Genomic DNA, 14,594 nt, shown 5'->3' with positions numbered 1-14,594 from the left:
CCATTCTGACGCTGAGGTGCTAAATTGCTGCGTGCCAGCCAAGTTAGAAACAGTCTCAAGATATGGCCTTTTTTGAGAATTTCACCACCGCCATCCGCGAAAAGTGGTTGAACTATGTACAAGATAATCGTGCCTGGTTAGAGCTACAGATGAGCAACGTCTCCGTTAGAACGCCTGACGGTGGTCGTCGGCCATCCTCGCTGCTAATTTTGGGGGTCATCAATGCGATAGAACCTAAACTGTCTAACCTGATGGTGCCGTTCTATAAGCTCAACTCCGATGAAGATGCCCTGGTTGAGGTGTTGGGTCTAAATTTTGATCCCGAGATGGCGTTGGACGGCAACGGTGATGATGGCCCAACGTTGGATGCTTCACCGGGTGAAGAACCTCCGCTTTTAGAAGGATTGGAAGGGCTCTAAGCCGAGTTAACAAAGTACACCCTATCGGATTATTTCCCGGCGAACACTTACTGGAAAGGCCTCCTACGTTTCTTGGCGATGTCTTTCCAGCATATCTATATTGTTCTAAGGACGTTAATCACGATGACAACAACTGCGAATACTTCTGCCCTTGAGTTTGATTGCGATACGGGCAATTATCATACGTTTTGCCCGATTAGCTGTGTGGCCTGGCTGTATCAAAAAATTGAGGACAGCTTCTTTTTGGTGATTGGCACTAAGACCTGTGGCTATTTCTTGCAAAATGCCATGGGGGTGATGATTTTTGCTGAGCCGCGCTATGCCATGGCTGAGCTGGAAGAAGGGGATATTTCTGCCAAACTGAATGATTATGAGGAGCTGAAGCGGCTGTGTTTGCAGATTAAACGCGATCGCAACCCCAGCGTCATTGTTTGGATTGGCACCTGCACCACCGAAATTATCAAAACTGACCTGGAAGGCATTGCCCCTAAGCTAGAAGACGAAATCGGCATTCCCATCGTCGTCGCTCGTGCTAACGGTCTAGACTACGCCTTTACTCAAGGAGAAGACACGGTGCTGGCAGCTATGGCCCAGCGTTGTCCCACTGAGGAGCCTGCGGCTAAAGTCCCAGAATCTGAGAAGCAAGATCGCAATGGCCTTAGCAAGCTATTTGCCATGGGTCGCAAAACCGAAGCTGCAGCCCCGGACGAAGCTATTGCCGAGTATCACGACCATACACCGCTCGTACTCTTTGGATCTGTCCCCGATCCAGTAGTCACTCAGCTCACCCTGGAACTCAAAAAGCAAGGAGTCAAGGTCTCTGGCTGGCTGCCTGCCAACCGCTACACCGATCTGCCCGTCATCAAGGAAGGCTACTTTGCAGCGGGAGTTAACCCATTCCTGTCACGCACCGCCTCCACACTGATGCGACGACGTAAAGCCAAGGTGATCGGTGCGCCTTTCCCCATTGGGCCTGACGGCACCCGCGCCTGGGTTGAAAAAATCTGTTCAGTTTTAGGCATAGAACCCCAGGGGCTCGAAGAACGCGAAGCCCAAATTTGGCAGTCAGTAGAAGACTATGTCAGCCTGATTCGTGGCAAGTCCGTTTATTTTATGGGCGACAATCTACTGGAAATTGCCATGGCCCGCTTTTTGATCCGCTGTGGTATGACCGTGCCGGAAATTGGTATTCCCTATATGGATAAGCGCTACCAGGGAGCCGAACTGCTGTTGCTGGAGAAAACCTGTCAAGAAATGGGCGTGCCAACACCCAAGATTACTGAAAAGCCGGACAATTACAATCAGATTCAGCGCATCCTGGCAATTGAACCCGATTTAGTGATTACGGGTATGGCCCATGCTAATCCGTTAGAAGCCAGAGGGATTAACACCAAATGGTCTGTGGAGTTTACCTTTGCTCAGATCCACGGGTTTGCCAATACTCGCGATATTCTTGAGTTGGTTACCCGACCGCTACGCCGAAACAGCAACTTAAAAGAATTAGGGTGGAATAAACTGGTGAGGGAAGAAGCTAACGTTTAATCACCCGCCATAGAGAGCGTCCCTGGCTTGCAGCAGCCCATGGCTCAAAACATATTTCCAAAACTCTCCCTAGACACATAACCCTTAATTTTTTTAAGGTGTTCTGACCCCTAAACGTAAAGTTTGGGGGTCTTTACTTAGTTTTACCCAAAAGTGGAAAAAGAGAGCCTCAATCCTTAATATTGAAGCATGACCACCTTACTTAGCGGCCAGACCTGAAAAATACAAATTGACTAATAACCTGCTTGGTAAGAGTTTGACTTTCATATTGATGACACGAGAATTCAGTTGAGGGGTTCAAAATGAACAACAATCGTTCTAAAAGCAGCGTTGTACCAGAACTCTCTCCCATGCAGTTAGCAGAACTCTATGGGTTTGAGCGCCATCAGGTGGCTTGGTCTTGTCCATTGACATCTAAAGCCCCAAAACCGTTTTTCAAACAGGCTGCTCAGAGGTAGGCACTTTTATTCTTAGATTGAGTAGCGGCTAGCTCTCGTGCCAGGTCGTACCAGGTGCGATTATGAATGTGATTTATTTCTTCATCGGTTGGTAACCCCATGGGGTCTAAAAACCCCTCCACTAAAGGGTGAGGCTTCCCTAAACAGAGGTCTAACGCTTTGCGGGTAGGATTTAGCGCGTAGTTGCCTCGATGAATCATCTGGGCGTTGAAAATTAATATATCTCCAGGGTGTAGCTCGATTATTACAGAGTCAGGCAACGCTTCAGAATTGCTATGGCCATTTAGTTCAAACCGTACATTTTTTTCGAGTTCGGTATCCCAGCGGTTGTGGGTATCGGGAATCAGTTCCACGCCTTTTTCGGCCACCAGGGGAATGCGGATATGGAGGCTGAGCATATTGTTGTGTTCAGCCTCTTGCACAGCATCTGTAATCGGACTGTATTGCAAGTCACGGTGCCAGTAAGGTTGTTTCTCATTGTTATGGGGATTAAAAAAGAGTTGCGTATTGTGAAAATAGATCTCCGTATTGAAGAGATGTTGCATGGCATGAGTCAGTTTGACCGAAGCGATCAGTTCAAAAAACTCAATTCGTTCCTGACCGCAGCCCTGGAAATATTGAGGATGGGTGAGCGAGTGCATGTTGATGAGCTGTTGCTCAACTAGCGCATAATAATTTTCCGCCCGCCATTGCTCATAGATGCGGTTAACAATACGGGTGATTTGTTGGATTTCATCCGCCCCCAAGAACTGCTTCAGAATAGTGTGACCCTGGTGCTTAAACTGTGTACGCGCATCCATCGGTTTTGGTAGGAAATGACTGTATCTAACGGCTGATTCTTTTTATGATTAAAGTCTAGTCATTCTCATGCAAAGAATACCTAGAATTTGTAAGAATGCGAGCAACGAATTAGCCCCCCACTTTAGCCCCCCACTATGGATAAGCCTGTTATTCTGACGATTGATGATGATCCTGCCGTATTACAAACCATTGCCCGTGACCTGCGTCAGCGGTACGGCGAGCGCTTTCGCATTGTGCGGGCTGACTCGGGGGCAACAGCATTGGACGCCACCCAGCAGCTGAAGCTACGCGGCAATACGGTGGCCCTATTTTTAGCTGACCAGCGGATGCCCGGTATGAGCGGTGTGGAGTTTTTAAACGAGGCATCAGCAATTTTTCCCAGGGCTAAGCGAGCATTGTTGACGGCCTATGCGGATACCAATGCGGCCATCGATGCCATTAATATGGCACAGCTAGATTACTATTTACTCAAACCTTGGGACCCGCCGGAGGAGAAGCTATACCCTGTCCTAGATGATCTGTTACAAGACTGGCAAGCAACATTTAAGCCGGTTTTTCAGGGAGTAAAAGTGATTAGCGATCGCTGGTCGCCCGATTCCCATGCGCTGCGAGATTTTCTTTCTCGCAATCAGGTACCCTATCGCTGGTTAGATATTGAATCAAACCAGGAAGCTCGACAGCTAGTTACCTATGCAGGAGAGAAGGACAACCCATGTTTGCCGCTGGTGCTTTTACCCAGTGGGGAGAAATTAGTGAAGCCCACCCCGGCTGATCTTGCTCAGCAGGTAGGTATGCAAACGACGGCGACAAATCCGTTTTATGACCTGGTGATAGTGGGTGGCGGCCCGGCAGGATTGGCGGCAGCGGTCTATGCCGCTTCGGAAGGATTGCGTACGGTGATGATTGAACGGGAGGCTCCCGGTGGGCAGGCCGGTACCAGCTCCCGTATTGAAAATTATTTAGGGTTTCCAGTGGGCTTAAGCGGTGGTGATTTAGCTCGACGCGCAGTCACCCAGGCCAAGCGATTTGGGGTCGAAATTCTCACCCCCCAGGAGGCAAGGGGCATTCGGTTGGAGGATAATTACCGGATTGTGACGCTATCAGATGGCAGTGAAATTAGCTGCCATACCGTGATTTTGGCCATGGGTGTGGCGTGGCGACGGTTGAGTGTGCCAGGTGTGGAACAGTTTACCGGGGCTGGGGTTTACTATGGTGCGGCCCAAACTGAAGCAGCGGCCTGTCAGGATGAGGATGTGTATGTAGTCGGCGGTGCCAACTCAGCAGGCCAGGCAGCTATGTACTTTTCGAAGTATGCTCGCCAGGTGCGGATGCTGGTGCGAGGTGAGTCGCTGATCAAGAGTATGTCGCAGTATTTAATTGACCAGATTGCTGGTACTGACAACATTGAGGTGATGCCGTTTCACAGTGTGGTTGAGGCTAAAGGGAACGACCGGCTCGAAGAGATTTTGGTCGAAGATTCTCAGACGGGTGAGGTGAAAACATTTAAGACCAATTCATTATTTATCTTCATCGGGGCAACTCCTAGTACAGACTGGCTCGATGGCGTTGTTCAGCGAGATCCGCGCGGCTTTATCTATAGCGGACCGGATATTCCCCATGGGCTGTCTTGGCCGCTAGAGCGAGATCGGTTTTTGTTAGAAACAAATGTGCCAGGGGTTTTTGCGGTGGGAGATGTCCGTCATGGTTCGGTAAAACGTGTGGCTTCTGGTGTGGGTGAAGGCTCGATATGTGTGCAGTTTGTGCATCGACACCTGGCCAATGTCTAATCCTGAATTTAAGCTTTCCCCTGTTTAATATGGCTTTGCTGCCATCACGTCAGCAGAGTTGGCTTAGGGGAGATCTTCCAGGAATGAAAGCGGACGGCTCATATTACTAGCAAAGCCAAGGATATTGCGATCGCAATGCTGATAGATCACCTCACCTTGGTCAATCACATAGGTGGCTCCCCGCTGGGTAATGTGACTCACATCCGGGACATAGGTGTTCCACTTACCCAGTACCTCGGCCATATTCCGCAGCCGCAGCGTCGCTAACTCAAACGGTCGCTGGAACCCTTTGCCTCCAGCCCGCTTAAAAAAATCTCCTTTAATTGGGGGTAGCGGAGTGGCCTGCACCACTTCATCATCCTCAATGAGCTGAGGCGCATGGCGATCGCCAAGATAGCCACGGAATACCTCTGCCAGGGTACCGGGGCTGCCAATGCCCGCACACATTAGCAATAGATTCAGCCAGGCATTTTGACGTTGATTGAACCCTGGTAAGGTCCACGTCAGTCCTGGATAGAGGCCTAATTCCTGATGTAGAGCGCCATGGGGATCTAACCATAGGGACTCTTCGGGGAACCCTGTGTAGGCACAAAATGCTTTGCCTGAGTTGCGATCGCCAATGCCCACAGCTCTGACTGTCAGCCCTTTCTCAGTGAGTTGCTCTGTCCCTCGCTGCAGCCACCAGGCATATTCCAAGCTATCAAAATCCCCTAGCTGGGGCCAGACTAAGATGAGCTGTTTGAGATCCGGCGTCACCAGTGCAGTCTCTGCACCATCACTGACTCGCTGTCGTCGCACCTGACTTAAAACTTCAAAAATGGCTGTTTTGTTGGCAGTTTCTAATAATGTATTGACAGCCACCGTAATTTTTCTCCAAGATAGCGGATCAGGAACCTAATCCCACGAACAACTAAGGTATCGACCGGCAGGATGCGGCCATAATTGAATCTAGTGTTGTAGTGATTTTTTAATTTTACAATAGGGAAAATCTATCGAATACCGCATCTGCCTATCATTTAGCAATCCAACTGCTCTATCCCATGCAAAAGGCTGATGGCTGACGACTTGGAAAGATATCAGAAACGAGTGGCTGAGCTAGAGGCTGAAAATCGTCAGCTACAACGTCAATTAGCTGAGACTCAAACCACCCATCAGCAAACGATCCAAGAACTGCAGCAGGTGCGTCAGCAGCTACACAACGTGCAAACCCGACCCTCTGAGCAGGCCTGGCGGCTGGTTCTAGACCATATGCCAGAAGCAGCCTTTTGGAAAGATCGTAACTCTGTTTATCTCGGCTGTAATCGTCAGTTTAGTCAGGCTGCAGGTTTAGACTCCCCGGAGGAAATTATTGGCAAAACTGATTTTGATTTGCCTTGGAAACCGGAAGAAACGAAATGGTTCCGGCAGTGCGATCTCCAGGTGATGGAGTCGGATACCCCTGAATTAGGCATTATCGAACCCATACGCCAGGCGGATGGTCGTCAATCCTGGCTGCAAACCAATAAAATTCCACTTCATGATGCGAAAGGTAGCGTTGTTGGCATTTTAGGCACCTTTATGGAGATTACGGCTCGGATTGAAGCCGAAAATCAGTTAAAACAGCTCAATGAAGAATTGGAACGGCGGGTTGACGAAAGAACCCAGGAACTACAAACTAGCCAGGCCCGTTTGCAACGGCTAGCGACCAATTTACCGGGGCTGATTTTTCAATTTCGGCTGGCGGCTGATGGCACGCGTTCATTTCCCTATGTGTCGGAAGGATGTCGTGATATCCATGAGCTGGAACCGGATGATTTCCTGCGGTGTTTTGATTTAGTGCACGATCGCGATCGCGACGCCCTGGAGCAGGCCATCCAGGTCTCTGCCCTGACCCTGTCGGGGTTCCATCACGAGCATCGGATTATTACCCCCAGTGGTCAGCTGAAGTGGGTGCAAACCATTGCCCGACCAGAGCACAAGCCAGATGATGCGATTGTGTGGGACGGGTTGATCATTGAGGTTAGCGATCGCAAACAAGCCGAAAAAGAACAGCGACGGCTGCTATCAATCCTTGAAGCCACCCCTGATATTGTCGGTATCTGGGATGCCCAGGGCAATCACCTCTACCTCAACCAGGCCGGACAAACACTCTTAGAAATTGCCCCAGAGGATTTGCAACAGGCCAGTATTCAATTCTGTCATCCAGCCAAAACCCTCAAAAAAATTGAGGCCGAAGCACTGCCAACGGCAATCCAAACGGGTATGTGGCAAGGGGAGTCCTATCTACGCAGCCAAAGTGGTCGAGACTTCCCTGTTTCCCAAGTGATTTTGGCCCATCGAGATGAGGATGGTAATCTCGAATTCTTGTCCTCAGTGATGCGAGATATTAGTGATCTCAAAGCGGCAGAACAAGCGGTCCAGGAGAGTGAAGTTAAGTACCAGCAAATTCTCGATTCCATCACGGATATGGTGTTGGTAAAACGTGAGAAATCCCATATAGTCTGGGCAAATCAGGCATTTCGAGACTACTACGGCATTAACCAGGATCTCCCGAATCAGATTAATGTCGGTTTTGACCCTCCTGACTACACAAAACGCTACACCCGTGACGATGCCCATGTATTTACATCAGGGCAACCCATTGAAATAGAAGAACCTGTCACCCGTCATGATGGCGAAGTTCGACAGTTTAACACCATCAAATCCGCAATTCGCAATTCCCAAGGGGACATCATCCTCACCGTAGGTGTCTCTCGCGATATTACCGATCGTAAACGGGCCGAAGAACGCTTACGTCAGCAAGAAGCCCAATATCGTCAGATTTTTGAAACTGTTACCGATGGCCTAGGAATTCTGAATCTGGAAACTGGAAAACTGTTAGAGGCAAATCCAGCCTGCTATCAAATGCACGGCTACTCTTATCAAGAATTTCTCACTCATTCACCTGAAACCTATGTTCATCCCGATTCTCGGCATATTTATCAACAGTTGATGACGGCTGTACAAGCCGGACATACCTACAGCGCTCATGCCACGAATATCCATCGTGATGGCACCTTAATTGAGCTGGATATTAAGGGGATTCCGTTTTTGTATCAAGGTCGTCCCCATGCCCTATGTATCCTGCGCGACATTACTCAGCGACTGCAGCTAGAAGCCGAACGGAAACGTCAGGAACAAGCTCTCCATGCCATTGTTAAAGGAACCGCCGCCCAAACCGGTGAGGCATTTTTCCAGGCCTGCGTTAAACATTTAGCCCTGGCCTTAGGTGTGCGCTATGCTCTGATTGCCGAAGTGATTGACGTTGGCGACCATCTGCTAGGTAGAACCGTGGCCTTTTGGAATGATACTGACCTTGGCGACAACTTTGAATACAATTTAGTGGGCACTCCCTGCGCCAATATTGTTCAGACCCATGCAGTTTGTCGCTATAGCCATTCAGTTCAAAAACATTTTCCCGACGACAAAGAACTGGCTAACCTCAATGCTGAAAGTTATGTGGGCATCCCGATTCTAGGCCCCAGCGATCAATTTTTGGGGTATATCTCTGTCATTAATACTGAGCCCATGGAAGCAGGCGTGGAGATGCAGGTATTTATTTTAGAGATTTTTGCAGCTCGTGTCGGTGCAGAAATAAAACGTATGCAGGTTGAGAAAGCCCTAATTGCTTCAAATCAGAAGATTCAACAACAGGCTCAGCGTGAACAATTACTCAACCAAATTGCCAACCAAATTCGGACATCTCTCAATCTAGATTTCATTATTAATACTGCGGTTCGAGAAATTCAGGCTTTTCTGGGGGTAGACCGCTGTCATTTTGCCTGGTATGTCGAAACCCACGACCAAACCTATTGGGATGTGATCGCAGAGGTCCAGGCACCTCATTTACCTAGCTTTATTGGTCGATATACGGCCACAATTTTTGGGTCGCTGACGGATAGAATCTTAGACCAACAAATTTTACGATTGGATGATATTGACACTATTCATGATGCAGAGGTCCAGAGGATTTTGACTGGCTTAGGGAATAAATCCATGCTTGTACTGCCGGTCAAGGCGGAATCTGGGCAAGTTGGCATCATTTCTTGTCTTCATAGCCAGGGGATCCGACCCTGGCTAACAGATGAGGTCAAGCTGCTTAAATCGGTTGTTGCCCAATTAGAAATTGCCTTAAATCAGGCGGATTTATTGACCCAAACCGAGGCCCGCGCCCAGGAATTAGAAGTACTGCTGAATCAACTACAGCGGGCGCAATCTCAGCTTGTGCAGAGCGAGAAAATGTCCAGTCTTGGCCAAATGGTGGCTGGTGTAGCCCATGAGATTAATAATCCGGTTAATTTTATCTATGGTAATCTCACCCATGCCAAAAACTACACCCACGATTTAGTACACCTGATTGAGAGCTATCAGTACCATTATCCTCAGACTCCCGCTGATATTCAGGCCATGATGGATGAAGTTGAGCTGGACTTTCTTAAAGAGGATTTGCCCAAGCTGTTTCAATCTATGGAGGTGGGCACTGAGCGTATCCGAGAAATTATTAAATCCCTGCGGTTGTTTTCCCGGCTGGATGAGGCAGAAATTAAGCAGGTTGACCTGCATGACGGACTTGATAGTACTCTGACTATCCTCAAAACTCGTCTGCGGGCGCAGCATTGGCGTCCGGACATTCAAGTGGTGAAGGACTATGGCGAGCTGCCACAAATTGAATGCCATGCCGGACAGCTCAATCAAGTGTTTATGAACTTGTTGAGTAATGCAGTGGATGCTCTAGAAGAACGCGATCAACAACGCACCTGGCAACAGATGGAACATGAGCCCAGTACCATTGTGATTCGAACTCAGTTTTTGAGCCAGTTGAATCAACCAGCCATTGCGATCGCAATTACCGACAACGGCCCTGGCATCAGCCAAAACGCCAGCGAATATCTGTTTAATCCCTTCTTTACCACCAAACCTGTAGGGAAAGGCACTGGCCTCGGTTTATCCATTAGTTACCAGATCATTACCGAAACCCATAGCGGTACCATTGGCTATGATTCAGTTCCAGGCCAGGGCACCACATTTACAATTACCCTCCCCATCAAACAATAGGAAGCTGCTATTCCTCCGTTTTTCAAACTAGCTAACGCCAGGCAGCACTGACCTCGCTAATCTGTTGCCGTTCATCTGATGTCAGCGACCATCCCAATGCCCCCGCATTTTGTTCTGCCTGTTGAGCATTTTTTGCCCCTGGAATCGGCACCACATTGCCTTGACCAATTAACCAGTTCAGCGCTACCTGGGCCGGTGTTTTATCATGGCCCTTGCCGATCTCTCGCAGCACGTTAATCAGGGGCTCAATTTTGCGCAACCCATCTTTACTAAAGCGAGGATCAAGACGACGGGCTCCGGCAGGTGTCTGGTAAGTCTCAACCCTATACTTACCAGTTACCAATCCCTGGGCTAAGGGACTATAGGCCAGAATAGTCATCCCCAGATCTCTCGCCGTACTGAGTACGCCATTGGACTCAATCTTGCGATGTAAAAGAGAATATTGCACCTGATTAACCACCAGGGGAATCCCCCGTTCAGCCAAGTAGCCATGGGCCTGATGCATCTGACTGGCTGAATAATTACTCACACCAATCGACTGAATCCGTCCTTGCTTGACCTCATCCGCCAGAGCATTCATCAAAGCCTTCTGCCCCATCAAAAAGTCGAAAGGCCAATGAACTTGGTAGAGTGCTACCGTCGGCAGCTGTAGTCGTTTCAAGCTGGCTGTGAGGGCATCTGCAACCGCCTGAGGTTTAAACCGCCATGGCAAAGGAAAATACTTGGTTGCCACCATGACGGGAGTTTCTGTTGCTTGGATAAACTGCCCCAGTAATTCCTCAGACTTACCCAAACCATACACCTCAGCCGTATCAAAAAAGGTAATCCCAGCTGCCAGGGATACCTGAAAGGCCCGCTGGACATCGCTGGCCCCATAGTCCTTGCCATACTGCCAAAATAAAGAATCTCCCCATGACCAGGTGCCAACACCCAGAGGGGGGATCTCAGGTCCGTTGGGTATTAATTTTACGACTGGGTGCGCTGATACCTGCGGTGATTCAGCCATATTTTCCATAATCTCCCACCTATGTTCTTAACCATAAAAACAAAGGATGCGCTGCTACGCATCCTTTGTTGATTAGATTGCAACCTACCCTTAACCCGTTAACAGGAGCCAATTAGGCTTATTACATATGCAGCGTTGCCTGAAATATCTCCCCACTAACTGGCTAAATATTCACGCATATCCGCCTGACGCTTGCGCAATCGAGTCAGTGCCTCACGCTCAATTTGGCGTACGCGCTCGCGGCTGATGCTGAGCAGTTCACCAATTTTGGCTAGGGTCATGTGCTTGCCATCATCCAAACCAAATCGGAGGTTGAGCACCCGCTGCTGCTGTGGTGTCAGCTCTGCCATTAACCGATCTAAATCTTTACGCAACAAGGACTGGGTTGCATAGTCCTCAGGGGATTGCCCCGGATCTTCTAGCAAATCACCTAGATTGGTATCCTGGTTATCACCGATGCGCAGATCAAGAGATAAGGGAGAACGAGACTTTTCTAAATAATCTCGTACTTGCTTGGGCGTCAGACTCACCTCTTCGGCTAGTTCTGCCACTGTGGCGGCCCGACCCAGCTTTTGAGATAACTGACGCTGCGCTTTCTTAATTTTGTTGAGTTTCTCGGTGATGTGAATCGGTAGACGAATGGTCCGACTCTTCTCCGCAATTGCACGAGTAATGGCCTGACGAATCCACCAGTAAGCGTAGGTGGAAAATCGATAGCCTTTGAGTGGATCAAACTTCTCCACCCCACGCTGCATCCCGATGGTGCCTTCCTGGATTAAATCCAACAAATCAACGTTGCGCTTAATGTACTTTTTCGCAACGGACACAACTAGACGCAGGTTGGCTTCCACCATCCGACGCTTGGCCAATTCACCCGCATCAATGGCTCGAGTTAGCTCATTTAGGGAAATATTAGCGGCTTCAGCCCATTCTGCTTTGCTAGACTCACGCTCCAGACGTTCCTCAAGCTCAGTCTTGTAAACCTGCAAAGCCACGAGCTTTTGAACCTGCTTCCCATAAACAACTTCTTGCTCGTGGGTTAATAGCGGTACTCGCCCAATTTCCTTAAGGTATGTGCGAACTAAATCGCTGGATGTTTGAGCAGCTTTCATAAATATGAGAAATCACAGACTACAGAGAGAGATCAATATGCTCCATTGAAAAGAGCAGCGGAAGACACGGTACACAGATGCAAGGCAAACAAAAACGTATGGGAGTAAAAATACCTGAAAACCCTTGAAACACCAGTCGTAGCGAGTCCGCAAGATGTTTCGTAATCAAGGAGAAGATTTGCAAATACTTAAGACAACTACATAAATGAACAGGGCAATGGTTCGAGCGTTAAATCAGGGGTAAAACCATACGTGCTGCTTAACTGAGTAGTGATGCTGCTTTAATAGTAAATCTAGACTACCATATTTTAAGTAATGTAACGTTTATTAGAATTAATTTTTATTCTTCTAGTGTAATCTCTAACTTTAATTTTGAGCTTGCTAATTTCAGGTCTAGAGTAATTGGTTTACATGGGCTGGGCTGCATCATCCGTGACAAAAGTACGAAGAAGTCATGAATTCTTTTTTAAGAGACTGGTGCTTAATGAGTGACTTTATTAAGTTTCTAGACTCTATTTGCGTTATTTTGAGCCAGTTTGTAACGATTAAGCTTAGAAATCTGAGTGAAAGGCACTATAGCCACGGCGCGTTCTCTATCTTTCGCCCATCCTGAAGAATTGCAGCTTGGCTACCACCCGGCATCTTATGACAGAGGGAGACGTTATGGGTCATTGCTGTTATCCCAACAGTAGACTGTCGTCACTGAGACCATCGCTGGCAAAGCGTTCTAATAAATCATTCACAGTTAGGCTTGTTTTCTGAGAAGCTTTGGCATCAAAGACCACCCGACCTTCGTGTAGCATTAGCAGACGATTACCGACGGCCAGTGCCTGGCGCATGCTGTGGGTCACCATGAGAGTAGTCAGGTGATGCTCGCTGACCAATTGTGCAGTGAGCTGCATGATGAAATGAGCTGTTTTGGGGTCCAATGCCGCTGTGTGTTCATCGAGCAATAGAATTTTGGCCGGGGCGAGGGTCGCCATGACCAAACTGAGGGCCTGACGTTGTCCGCCGGAAAGCAAACCAATGCGATCGCATAGGCGATTTTCCAATCCTAGCTCCAAACTGGCCAGTCGTGACCGAAACTGATCTCGCAAACGATGATTGAGTGCCGGTCTTAGCCCTCGCAGCTGGCCGCGCCGAAACGCCAGCACCAGATTCTCTTCAATCGTCAGCTCCGCACAGGAGCCCGCCAGCGGATTTTGAAAGACCCGTGACACCAGGATGGCCCGCCGCGCTGTGGGCCAGGCCGTCACATCCTGGGATTCCACCATAATCCGTCCCCGGTCGCACCCAGTGTCACCGCTAATCACATTCAGCAGTGTCGATTTACCGGCACCGTTGCTGCCAATCACCGTAATAAATTCTCCCGCCGCAATATCGAGATTAAGCCCCAGTAGTGCCGGTTTTGCCAGGGGCGTTCCAGGGTTAAAGGTGACATCGATATCGGCTAGAGAAATCATATGTTCGTAGGGTAGGTAGTGGAAAGCATTTAGCGCTTAAATTTAGCTAGCAGGTTTGCCTTTGGCAACACCAGGGCCATCACCACGATCATGGCGGTCACTAAATTCAAATCCTGGGCCCGTAACCCTAGAAAATCTGCATTCAGGGCGATGGCAATCACCAGGCGATAGATCAGACAGCCCAAAACTACGGCCAGCGTTGCCCAGCGGACGGTGCGACTGGGAAATATTGCCTCTCCCAGAATAACGGTGGCCAGACCCACCACTACCGTGCCCACCCCCAAGGCCACATCAGCAAAGCCATTGACCTGGGCAAACAATGCTCCTGATAAGGCTGCCAGGGCGTTACTCATCGCCATGCCCAACAGAATCAGCCGATCGGTATAAATCCCTTGGGCACTGGCCATCACCGGATTCATACCCGTAGCCCGCATGGCCAGCCCTAGATCTGACGTTAAGAAAAAGTCGATCGCTAATTTTGTGAGTCCCAAACCCACCAGCAGAAGGACCCAAATGGGCAGCACCGTTTCCAGGCCATCAAAGAGGGTGGGCTGATTGAGTAACGGCACATTGGGACGACCCATGATGCGCAGATTAATCGAGTACAGGGCAATCATGGTGAGAATGCTGGCCAGCAGGTTTAGGATGTTAAATCTGACGCTAAGAAACGCAGTACACAGCCCGGCCAGGGCCCCAGCCATCATAGCCACTACTGTCGCCACCCAAGGATTCACGCCCTGGGTAATGAGCGTAGCTACGACTGCTGCCCCCAAAGGGAAGCTACCATCTACCGTTAAGTCTGGAAATTTGAGTACCCGAAAGGAGAGATATACCCCCAGGCTGAGAAAGCCGTAGAGCAAACCGGTTTCAATAGCTCCGAGAAAGGCGACAAAAGACATGTAAAGACAAGCGGTAGCACGTAGATGGGCAAGG

11 protein-coding genes are annotated in these 14,594 nt (G+C 49.1%); 5 read left to right on the top strand and 6 right to left on the bottom strand.

The genetic code is table 11. From position 1 onward, the window contains the following. Nucleotides 1-62 precede the first annotated feature (62 nt). The 3 genes from N836_RS49665 to N836_RS76450 all read left to right on the top strand — a co-directional run bounded on the left by N836_RS49665 (nucleotide 63) and on the right by N836_RS76450 (nucleotide 2,419). Nucleotides 63-419, top strand: coding sequence for a DUF5331 domain-containing protein (locus N836_RS49665; protein ID WP_023072230.1), 357 nt, complete (start codon nucleotides 63-65; stop codon nucleotides 417-419). 123 nt (nucleotides 420-542) lie between these two features. Beyond that, entirely contained in the window at nucleotides 543-1,961 is a 1,419-nt protein-coding gene (locus N836_RS49660) for a ferredoxin:protochlorophyllide reductase (ATP-dependent) subunit N (protein WP_023072229.1), read from the top strand. Nucleotides 1,962-2,263: 302 nt separating this feature from the next. After that, the gene (locus N836_RS76450) at nucleotides 2,264-2,419 is read left to right on the top strand and encodes a hypothetical protein (RefSeq protein ID WP_023072228.1); all 156 of its coding nucleotides are present in this window, start codon (nucleotides 2,264-2,266) and stop codon (nucleotides 2,417-2,419) included. Here N836_RS76450 and N836_RS49655 read toward each other — a convergent pair. Continuing rightward, on the bottom strand, nucleotides 2,410-3,219 hold the full coding sequence (locus N836_RS49655) for a phytanoyl-CoA dioxygenase family protein (protein WP_023072227.1): 810 nt from the start codon (nucleotides 3,217-3,219) through the stop codon (nucleotides 2,410-2,412). The two genes, N836_RS76450 and N836_RS49655, sit on opposite strands and share 10 nt — an antisense overlap. A 135-nt stretch (nucleotides 3,220-3,354) precedes the next feature. On the opposite strand from N836_RS49655, the gene N836_RS49650 reads away from it, so the two are divergent. Beyond that, nucleotides 3,355-5,007 (top strand): FAD-dependent oxidoreductase, encoded by a 1,653-nt coding sequence (locus N836_RS49650; protein ID WP_023072226.1) that lies wholly within the window; start codon nucleotides 3,355-3,357, stop codon nucleotides 5,005-5,007. A gap of 63 nt (nucleotides 5,008-5,070) precedes the next feature. Here the strand turns inward: N836_RS49650 and N836_RS49645 are convergent, their stop codons facing one another. Next, nucleotides 5,071-5,868: a peroxiredoxin-like family protein gene (locus N836_RS49645; RefSeq protein WP_023072225.1), complete on the bottom strand. Its 798-nt coding sequence runs from the start codon at nucleotides 5,866-5,868 to the stop codon at nucleotides 5,071-5,073. 192 nt (nucleotides 5,869-6,060) lie between these two features. Between N836_RS49645 and N836_RS73180 the strand changes: the two genes are divergently transcribed. Beyond that, nucleotides 6,061-10,080, top strand: coding sequence for a PAS domain S-box protein (locus N836_RS73180; protein WP_023072224.1), 4,020 nt, complete (start codon nucleotides 6,061-6,063; stop codon nucleotides 10,078-10,080). A gap of 31 nt (nucleotides 10,081-10,111) precedes the next feature. Here N836_RS73180 and N836_RS49640 read toward each other — a convergent pair whose 3' ends face one another. The 4 genes from N836_RS49640 to N836_RS49625 form a co-directional block, all read right to left on the bottom strand. Beyond that, nucleotides 10,112-11,095 carry an aldo/keto reductase gene (locus N836_RS49640; protein WP_023072223.1) on the bottom strand — a complete coding sequence of 328 codons (984 nt, stop codon included), beginning with the start codon at nucleotides 11,093-11,095 and terminating at the stop codon, nucleotides 10,112-10,114. Nucleotides 11,096-11,241: 146 nt separating this feature from the next. Beyond that, nucleotides 11,242-12,198: an RNA polymerase sigma factor, RpoD/SigA family gene (locus N836_RS49635; protein WP_023072222.1), complete on the bottom strand. Its 957-nt coding sequence runs from the start codon at nucleotides 12,196-12,198 to the stop codon at nucleotides 11,242-11,244. Between the two features lie 677 nt (nucleotides 12,199-12,875). Then, complete coding sequence (locus N836_RS49630; RefSeq protein WP_023072221.1) at nucleotides 12,876-13,661, bottom strand: ABC transporter ATP-binding protein; 786 nt, start codon at nucleotides 13,659-13,661, stop codon at nucleotides 12,876-12,878. 29 nt (nucleotides 13,662-13,690) lie between these two features. After that, a complete protein-coding gene (locus N836_RS49625) occupies nucleotides 13,691-14,560 on the bottom strand; it encodes an ABC transporter permease (protein ID WP_023072220.1) in 870 nt (289 codons plus the stop codon). Nucleotides 14,561-14,594: the final 34 nt, after the last annotated feature.

It is taken from the genome of Leptolyngbya sp. Heron Island J (genome assembly GCF_000482245.1).
Classification (GTDB): Bacteria; Cyanobacteriota; Cyanobacteriia; order Phormidesmidales; family Phormidesmidaceae; genus Leptothoe.
Note: the sequence above shows the minus strand (reverse complement) of the source record. Positions and strands in the feature narration are given on the sequence as shown.

Coding starts and splice junctions, on each gene's coding strand:
- N836_RS49650 (WP_023072226.1), top strand. CDS start 3,355: ATGGATAAGCCTGTTATTCTGACGATTGATGATGATCCTGCCGTATTA.
- N836_RS49660 (WP_023072229.1), top strand. CDS start 543: ATGACAACAACTGCGAATACTTCTGCCCTTGAGTTTGATTGCGATACG.
- N836_RS49630 (WP_023072221.1), bottom strand. CDS start 13,661: ATGATTTCTCTAGCCGATATCGATGTCACCTTTAACCCTGGAACGCCC.
- N836_RS76450 (WP_023072228.1), top strand. CDS start 2,264: ATGAACAACAATCGTTCTAAAAGCAGCGTTGTACCAGAACTCTCTCCC.
- N836_RS49655 (WP_023072227.1), bottom strand. CDS start 3,219: ATGGATGCGCGTACACAGTTTAAGCACCAGGGTCACACTATTCTGAAG.
- N836_RS49640 (WP_023072223.1), bottom strand. CDS start 11,095: ATGGAAAATATGGCTGAATCACCGCAGGTATCAGCGCACCCAGTCGTA.
- N836_RS49635 (WP_023072222.1), bottom strand. CDS start 12,198: ATGAAAGCTGCTCAAACATCCAGCGATTTAGTTCGCACATACCTTAAG.
- N836_RS73180 (WP_023072224.1), top strand. CDS start 6,061: ATGGCTGACGACTTGGAAAGATATCAGAAACGAGTGGCTGAGCTAGAG.
- N836_RS49665 (WP_023072230.1), top strand. CDS start 63: ATGGCCTTTTTTGAGAATTTCACCACCGCCATCCGCGAAAAGTGGTTG.
- N836_RS49625 (WP_023072220.1), bottom strand. CDS start 14,560: ATGTCTTTTGTCGCCTTTCTCGGAGCTATTGAAACCGGTTTGCTCTAC.